This window comes from Lysinibacillus sp. CNPSo 3705 (assembly GCF_028674935.1).
In the GTDB taxonomy this organism is placed as follows: Bacteria; Bacillota; Bacilli; order Bacillales_A; family Planococcaceae; genus Lysinibacillus.
In genome coordinates this window covers 99,373-107,549 of the sequence record NZ_JAQZSD010000031.1, presented here as the reverse complement: position 1 = coordinate 107,549, position 8,177 = coordinate 99,373, and the positions used below count along the sequence as shown (strand labels likewise).

Here is an 8,177-nt window from a genome sequence, read left to right as displayed (position 1 = left end):
AATCAATACTATTAACTTATAGTATAGTATACATAATTTGTGTCATTTTGACTATGTTATTCTATTTTACTTTTACATTTTACATTCCACACTGTACCATTAACTACTCTTGCGTTTCGAAATATGTATAAAGAGGAAATTTATACTATTACCCTTTTTTCGAAAATAGTTAGTCTAATAATTGACGTCTATGTAATAAGCCGTTACAATGGAGTTTGTGTAAAATAAACGCAGCAGTGGTATAAGCTTATTACTGTATTTTATTCCTCTATTCTATTTAGTATAACTAAACAAATAGATGGTGTATTGCGTAACCTAAAGGCTGCATAGGCGAAAATACATGAAAATAAAATGCGTATAAGAATGGGTACTACTGGTTTTTGTTTTACAACAAAAAAACCAAATTTAAAGGAGGAGACAACACTATGTCTCGTTATACAGGTCCATCTTGGAAATTATCACGTCGTCTTGGTATCTCACTAAGCGGTACAGGTAAAGAAATCGAAAAACGCCCTTACGCACCAGGTCAACACGGTCCAAACCAACGTAAAAAATTATCAGAATACGGTTTACAACTTCAAGAAAAACAAAAACTTCGTCACATGTACGGCATGAACGAACGTCAATTCCGTACTCTATTTGACCGCGCTGGTAAAATGAAAGGTGTACACGGTGAAAACTTCATGATCCTTCTTGAAACTCGCCTTGACAACCTAGTTTACCGTTTAGGTTTAGCTCGTACTCGTCGTGGATCTCGTCAATTAGTAAACCACGGCCACATCTTAGTAGATGGCAAACGCGTTGATATCCCATCATACAGCGTAAAACCAGGTCAAACGATTTCTCTTCGTGAAAAATCTCAAAACCTTGCTGTAGTAGCAGAAGCAATCGAAGTAAACAACTTCGTACCTGACTACTTAACATTTGATGCAGACAAAAAAGAAGGTACATTCACTCGCCTACCAGAGCGTTCTGAATTATCAGCTGAAATCAACGAAGCATTCATCGTAGAGTACTACTCTCGTTAATTAAATTGCTCTGCAAAGAGTAGTTTAGAAAACCCTAGAAAGCCTTTTACATTAAGGTTCTCTAGGGTTTTTGCTTTTTATCGACGATGCTAAATATTATGGTTGCTCCTTTATAAACAACTTATATTCATCCACAAATCTCTCTGATTCCTCCAAGAACGGATAATGGTTACTTTTTTCAAAAATAACTAATTTTGAGTTCGTTATTTTATCATGCATTTCAATAGAATATATTACAGGACACTGTACATCATATCTACCACACATTATTAAAGTTGGCGTTACTATAAATCCTAACTTTTTCGACACATCATATACTTGCAATTCTCGACTAAAAAAGTTCAAACGAATTGCAGATATTTCCTTACTTATACTTAGAGAAAAAAGTTCATCATATTTATCAGGCTCAAATAAAGATAGCTTCGTCCTTTCAGCTTTTAGTTTATTTCTTTTTTCTGTTAGTAAATCTGGGCGTTTTAAGATTTCAATCAGTTCTTGCATTCTGTTGAATTTAGGGTGTTCGGGATTATAAATACAATCTTTTGAAAATGTCATATATTCTCTTGCAGCTGCTCCGACAATTACATTGAAATCTAGGCTATTTGAAAAATATATTCCGTAAATTATTCCTAACATACCTCCAGTTGAATGCCCTGCAAATCCCCATTTAACAAATCCTAATTTTTCACGTATAGCTTCTAAATCGAATATCGATTCCAACATACTCAGTTGATAAGGCTCTACTGCTTTTTCTGAATGTCCTGCCTCTCTTAAATTTACTAAAAATACTTTGTTTGTTTTTGTAAATGTCTCCGCAAAATAATCTCCTGTCCGATTAAATACAGAGTAATGATGGGTCATACAAAGTGGTTTCCCTTCTCCCTTGATAAATATTTCAAAGGTCCCACGTGATGTATTAAGTAATTCCTTTTCCCAATATCCCACTGTTATCTCCCTTTCTTATTAAACTATCCTGCACCTGCATCGTTAGTTTAATAATACTCAAATTGAACCAAACTGGAAATTTTTATCTGGTTCCACCATTTCAACAGCTCTGAGAGAAAACGTCGTTCTAACGTAGTGGTAGTAACAATAATTGCTATAGACAAAATTAATTCGGTGCCAAAAAAATTCAAATTTTCACGATAACAGCCGTAGTTGATTTTGATACAATTTCCCTCTCCAGCTTTTTTCGTTTAGTTCGCAATAAAAGCCCTACCATTAGGTAAAGAATTGTAGTAATAATGCCTGCCGTTGGGGAAACAAGGAATTCTCTCCCTTGGGCAATTTTAATATAGCCATTAAGAATAAGCGGATTTACAAGTGCATCTTCTGTCGTATGCATAAGGACAAGTGGCCATATACTTTTCGTCATTAAATAAATTTCTGTATACATTACTGTCCAGCAAATCATCGTCACTATACCTATTAACGCAAATAGCCATCTATCTACAGGAAGTACACTGAAGATATCACTTTCTGATAGGAACACTAAAAAGTACGGAATATGCCACGCTCCCCAAACACCACCAACAATACAATATAACCGAAAATCACTTACTTTTAACGTTAAAAGTTTACTTGTCAAATACCCTCTCCAAACGGATTCCTCAAAAAAGTTTTTAATAAATTGAATAAGTAAACCACCAACGAAAACTGAAACTAGTTCAACTAAATTAAAATCCGAAAAATCCATCCAGCCAAATAGATCGCTTACTAACAATACTATAGAAGTGACGCCAGGAAAGACTAGGAGCGAGACAATATACCATTTTATGTTCCCTTTCAAATTAGGTAATAAGCCAATATCTCGCCAACCATCTCCCGCAAAGGCACGTAATAGTATAGTTGTCAACAGCGGAAACACTAGCCAAATGCCCATTCCAAGCGTGTCGCCTCTAGGCTGTTCAGGGATGAAGCGATCTACAAAAACACCAAGCCAACCACATAGCAAAACAACAACTATAAAAATTATTAAGTTGCGTTTTGTTTTCATTTTTCAATCCACCTCCCTGTTTTCAAGGATTGAAATAACCCACATCGTATTTGGACAAGGAGTTTCGGGATGCAGCGCAATGTATTGAGCGATTCCTTGAATAGAACACCAAAATGCTACGGCAAGGGCTTCAGCTTTACCCTGTTTAATTTCACCTAGCATTTGCCCTTTCTCTATTAATGGAACACTCTTTCTTATTACTTTATCTGCCTCCATAAGCATTTCTTTTAAATCTTCCGACAAGGAATCAAGATGTTGTGCATTTTCCATTAGGACAAACATTTTTGCTGCAGATGGGTTTGTACGAATCATGTCAAACAACTCCTCAGCAGCGGCTGTAAAAATAGCTAATGGGGATTCATTCGTAAAACTAAAATCCATTTGAAGCCTTTCACACCCTATACGAATAAGCTCTTCATAAAGCTTTTCCTTAGAGTCAAAATAATGAAAAAGCAACCCCATGCTCATATTAGCAGCTTTAGCAATATCAGCAACTTTCGTTTCACCATACCCCTTCCGAATAAACAAATCTAATGCAGATTGTAAAATCAATGCCCTTCGTTGTTCTTTTTGTTCATGTCTAATTGACATCTCCCCACCCCTTTATTGAATATACTTTCATTGAAATAGTATTCAATAAAAGGGCAAATATTCCTGCAAAGTGCCCAGAAAATAAAAACTTTAATAAGTTTTCATTCCAGTTTGTAAATATTAATTAATATTTACAAATGAAAAAGGAATTCTTTTATCTTTACGGAAGTCTAAATAGGAAAGATTAAAAATTCAAAGGAAGAAATATTGGGGGTTTCTGAACTTACTGTGCTCGATATAGTGGCATTATGTTTTTTTAGTTCCCTTGAAAAAAGCTTTAAAGCGTCCAATTATAAGCAGGAGGTATATCATTTTAATGCTCACAGCGGTTATCCTCCTATCTGTTTGGATTCAACGGCAATTTTCTATATGTGCACATTACTCGGATATACGGTCATTCTTTATGTAACTCTCGCATTATAGATTTCCTTAAACAATTTAAAAAGGAGGGTCAAATAATTTTGAATATACCTATAAATTATGACCAAAATAGTAATTACACAATAAAAAAACAACTTAACCACTACTATTATAGTAAAAACAAAATATCAATTATTTACTATTCTATTCTCCTTTAAAATAGAACACATTTCCAAAAAATATATTTTATTTTCATAGGAAAACAATTTTTAAATCTTTTTAAAATCAATACCCTTAGACAATTAAACCTTCTATCACCCAAAAACAAGACTAACTTTTTTGCAAAATAATAACACAACTAAAATTAACAATTTTAATAAAAATACGAGTTGAACTTTAACAAAGAATAGAATACTATGAATTTCGAAAGGTGGTTCGCCATCATTCAAGCAATAACAATTTTTTAAAAGGGGTTGGAAATATGTCAGACGTTCTAAAGCAATTTGTTATGCCGAAAACAAACTTATTTGGACCTGGAGCAATTCAAGAAGTTGGTAAACGCTTAAATGATTTAGAAGTGAAAAAGACATTAATCGTAACAGATGAGGGCTTACACAAACTAGGTCTCTCTGAACAAATTGCTAACATCATTATAGCTGCTGGAATTGATGTAGCAATTTTCCCGAAAGCAGAACCAAATCCAACAGATCAAAACATTGAGGATGGGATTACAGTGTATCATGCTGAAAACTGTGACTCGATTGTTTCTCTTGGAGGAGGTAGCGCACACGATGCAGCGAAAGGTATCGGACTTATTGCTTCGAACGGTGGACGCATTCATGATTACGAGGGCGTTGACAAATCACAAAACCCATTAGTGCCATTAATCGCTATTAACACAACTGCTGGTACAGCAAGTGAAATGACTCGCTTCACGATTATCACGGATACAGCTCGTAAAGTGAAGATGGCTATTGTGGACAAACATGTTACTCCACTACTATCAATTAATGACCCCGAGCTAATGATTGGCTTACCTCCTGCTCTAACAGCAGCAACTGGTTTAGATGCATTAACACATGCAATCGAATCATTTGTATCGACAAACGCAACACCAATTACTGACGCTTGCGCTGAAAAGGTACTTCAGTTAGTTCCTGAATATTTACCACGTGCCTATGCAAACGGTGCTGATTTAGAAGCACGTGAGCAAATGGTTTACGCACAATTTTTAGCAGGTATGGCGTTTAATAACGCTTCACTTGGCTACGTACATGCCATTGCTCATCAATTAGGTGGCTTCTATAATCTACCACATGGTGTATGTAATGCTATTTTATTGCCTCATGTTTGCCGCTTTAACTTAACAGCACGTACTGAGCGTTTTGCAAAAATTGCTGAATTGTTAGGTGAAAACGTTGAAGGATTAAGTAAACGTGATGCTGCGGAGAAGGCAATTGTAGCAATTGAAAATCTTTCTAGCGATTTGAACATTCCAAGTGGCTTCCGCGAACTAGGTGCGAAGGATGAGGATATTGAAATTTTAGCGAAAAATGCAATGTTAGATGTATGTGCTGCAACAAACCCACGTAAAGCTATTTTAGAAGACATTAAACAAATTATTACAAATGCGATGGGCCCTGTAGCGAAAGAAGAAGAATCACTCGAAGCTATCGCACTTTCTTAATAAGTCAGAAGGCATGTCTCTTGGCATGCCCTTTTTATTGAGAAAAACATTCTGTCATTGTATGTGATTCCAACACTAGCTATACTTTTCTTAAAAAGAATTGGAGATAAGAAGATGCGTTTAATATCAATTTGTCCTAGTAATACCGAGCTTGTTGCTTATTTAGGCCTGACTGATCAGCTTGTTGGAGTCGATGATTTTTCGGATTGGCCATTAACAGTAAAAAACTTACCTCAGCTTGGCCCAGATTTATCAATTGATATGGATGCATTAGAGGCGTTGCAGCCTGATCTTGTACTCGCATCCTTAAGTGTCCCTGGCATGGAAAAAAATATTGAAGCGTTACAATCTAGAAATATTCCCCATATTGTTTTTAATGCTAATTCATTGGAGGAAATCGCACAGGATCTCCATACTTTAGGTAAAGCCTGCGGAGTGGAAGGACGTGCACAAGAAATTTCTGAGGAATATTTACAATGTATCGATTGTCTTCGCACAGTTGCTCAAACGATTCCTAAAAAACCAACCCTCTATTGGGAGTGGTGGCCAAACCCTATCTTTACACCAGGTAACATAAATTGGCTAACTGAAATAAGTGCCATTGCTGGTGGGCAAAATCTGTTTCAAGATGTAGAACTAGCAAGCGTGCAAACTGATTGGGCTGATGTTGTAAGGCGCGACCCAGACTATATTATGATGGCTTGGGTAGGGGTTGCATTTGAGCGTATTCAACCAGCTAATTTATTAAAGCGTGCACAAGCGCAGGAGCTTCAAGCTGTTAAAATGAAACAGCTTCACGTAATGGAGGAATGGCTTTATTGTCGCCCATCACCACGCCTCATAGAGGGTGCATTAAAGCTAGCGAATATGCTCCACCCTGAAGAATATAAGCACGTTAAGCTTCCTAGTTTTTTTAACTAGCAAATTGTCAGTGGCATTGTCTTACTAAACAAAGTGCGGCTGTTCAGCAAAGTAAGGGGGTTATTTAGCGTGTATTTTCTGGCATATTACTTATTTATAGTGATAAAATGCAGCATCAGCGCATGCAAAGCTAGGATAGCAGCTAAATGTTCGCCCATAGAAGAGCGCTCCTTGACCATTTTTCAACCAAAAGAAAGAAACATCCCCTCAAATTTCGAGGGGATGTTTGACATGTTTGTTCGGATTAAACAAACTTCACCATATGGTATTTTTTCTTGCCGCGACGAACAATGCTGAATGCATCTTCTAAACGATCTTTGCCGTCAATTACATATTCTAATGCAGTGACTTTTTCACCATTCACGCTAATCGCACCATTTGTTACGTCTTCACGAGCTTGACGTTTGGAAGGTGAAATACCCGCTTCCACTAATAATTCCACAATGTTTTTATCTTCTTTCGCCAATTCAATAGAAGGAACATCTTTAAACGCATCCTTCATTTCATCAGCAGAAAGTGCTTTTAAGTCTCCAGAGAATAAAGCAGCTGTAATGCGGATTGCTTGGTCTAAAGCTTCTTGACCATGAATTAAGCGAGTCATTTCTTCGGCTAGTGCTTTTTGCGCCTTACGTAAATGTGGTTCCTCTTCTACAGATACTGCTAAAGCTTCAATTTCTTCACGAGAAAGGAATGTGAAGATTTTTAAGTATTTTACAACGTCAGCATCTGCAGCATTAATCCAGAATTGGTAGAACTCGTATGGAGAAGTTTTCTTACTATCTAACCATACAGCACCACCTGCTGTTTTACCAAATTTCGTACCGTCTGCTTTCGTTACTAAAGGAATTGTTATACCAAAAGCTTTCGTTTCTTCCTCATGTGTTTTGCGAATAACTTCTAAACCTGTTGTAATATTCCCCCACTGGTCAGAGCCACCTACTTGAATACGACAGTTGTAATGATTGTATAAATGATTGTAATCAATACCTTGAATTAAAGTATACGCAAACTCAGTAAATGAAATCCCTGTATCAAGGCGTGATGCAATCGTATCCTTTGCTAACATGTAATTCACGTTAATTAATTTCCCATAATCTCGTAAAAACTCAATCGTATTTATATTGCCAATCCAGTCACGGTTATTCACTAATTGTGCACCATTACCATCTTCTGCGAAGTCAAAAATACGCTCTAATTGACTACGGATACCTTGAACATTTTTATCAATTTGCTCAACAGTTTGTAATTGGCGTTCTTCCGAGCGACCAGATGGATCACCAATCATACCAGTCGCACCACCTACTAATAAAATCGGACGGTGGCCTGCTTTTTGGAATCGACGTAGCGTTAAAAGTGGCACAATATGCCCAATATGCATAGAATCCGCAGTTGGATCAACACCACAGTATAAAGAAACAGATTGATCATCTAATAATTTTTTCATACCTTCAGCATCAGTTTGTTGGTATAACAATCCGCGCCATTCTAAGTCTTGTAATAATTCGTTCGTCATTTTTATTCCTCCTAAGTGTTTAATATGTTGTGTAGGGAGAATTATTTTAGAAACAAAAAAGTCCCTACACGCAAAACATTG

The 8,177-nt window shown here is 36.5% G+C and carries 7 protein-coding genes; 3 read left to right on the top strand and 4 right to left on the bottom strand.

What is annotated here, in order from left to right:
- The first annotated feature begins 425 nt into the window (after positions 1 to 425).
- Positions 426 to 1,028 (top strand): 30S ribosomal protein S4, encoded by a 603-nt coding sequence (gene rpsD / locus PVA17_RS14465; RefSeq protein WP_132357222.1) that lies wholly within the window; start codon positions 426 to 428, stop codon positions 1,026 to 1,028.
- 96 nt (positions 1,029 to 1,124) lie between these two features.
- Here rpsD and PVA17_RS14460 read toward each other — a convergent pair whose 3' ends face one another.
- The 3 genes from PVA17_RS14460 to PVA17_RS14450 form a co-directional block, all read right to left on the bottom strand.
- On the bottom strand, positions 1,125 to 1,973 hold the full coding sequence (locus tag PVA17_RS14460; RefSeq protein ID WP_274068062.1) for an alpha/beta fold hydrolase: 849 nt from the start codon (positions 1,971 to 1,973) through the stop codon (positions 1,125 to 1,127).
- 187 nt (positions 1,974 to 2,160) lie between these two features.
- Positions 2,161 to 3,024, bottom strand: coding sequence for a CPBP family intramembrane glutamic endopeptidase (locus PVA17_RS14455; RefSeq protein ID WP_132357223.1), 864 nt, complete (start codon positions 3,022 to 3,024; stop codon positions 2,161 to 2,163).
- Positions 3,025 to 3,027: 3 nt separating this feature from the next.
- Positions 3,028 to 3,615, bottom strand: a complete 588-nt coding sequence (locus PVA17_RS14450; RefSeq protein WP_132357224.1) for a TetR/AcrR family transcriptional regulator — start codon at positions 3,613 to 3,615, stop codon at positions 3,028 to 3,030.
- An 841-nt stretch (positions 3,616 to 4,456) separates the two neighbouring features.
- On the opposite strand from PVA17_RS14450, the gene PVA17_RS14445 reads away from it, so the two are divergent.
- Positions 4,457 to 5,662, top strand: a complete 1,206-nt coding sequence (locus PVA17_RS14445) for an iron-containing alcohol dehydrogenase (protein ID WP_132357225.1) — start codon at positions 4,457 to 4,459, stop codon at positions 5,660 to 5,662.
- 114 nt (positions 5,663 to 5,776) lie between these two features.
- Positions 5,777 to 6,583: a cobalamin-binding protein gene (locus PVA17_RS14440; protein ID WP_274068061.1), complete on the top strand. Its 807-nt coding sequence runs from the start codon at positions 5,777 to 5,779 to the stop codon at positions 6,581 to 6,583.
- Positions 6,584 to 6,827: 244 nt separating this feature from the next.
- On the opposite strand, the gene tyrS is transcribed toward PVA17_RS14440, so the two are convergent.
- Positions 6,828 to 8,096 (bottom strand): tyrosine--tRNA ligase, encoded by a 1,269-nt coding sequence (gene tyrS / locus PVA17_RS14435; RefSeq protein ID WP_274068060.1) that lies wholly within the window; start codon positions 8,094 to 8,096, stop codon positions 6,828 to 6,830.
- Between the last annotated feature and the right edge of the window lie 81 nt (positions 8,097 to 8,177).

Excerpts from the sequence above, each read along its gene's own strand:
- PVA17_RS14455 (WP_132357223.1), bottom strand. The coding sequence starts at position 3,024 with ATGAAAACAAAACGCAACTTAATAATTTTTATAGTTGTTGTTTTGCTA.
- tyrS (WP_274068060.1), bottom strand. The coding sequence starts at position 8,096 with ATGACGAACGAATTATTACAAGACTTAGAATGGCGCGGATTGTTATAC.
- rpsD (WP_132357222.1), top strand. The coding sequence starts at position 426 with ATGTCTCGTTATACAGGTCCATCTTGGAAATTATCACGTCGTCTTGGT.
- PVA17_RS14440 (WP_274068061.1), top strand. The coding sequence starts at position 5,777 with ATGCGTTTAATATCAATTTGTCCTAGTAATACCGAGCTTGTTGCTTAT.
- PVA17_RS14445 (WP_132357225.1), top strand. The coding sequence starts at position 4,457 with ATGTCAGACGTTCTAAAGCAATTTGTTATGCCGAAAACAAACTTATTT.
- PVA17_RS14450 (WP_132357224.1), bottom strand. The coding sequence starts at position 3,615 with ATGTCAATTAGACATGAACAAAAAGAACAACGAAGGGCATTGATTTTA.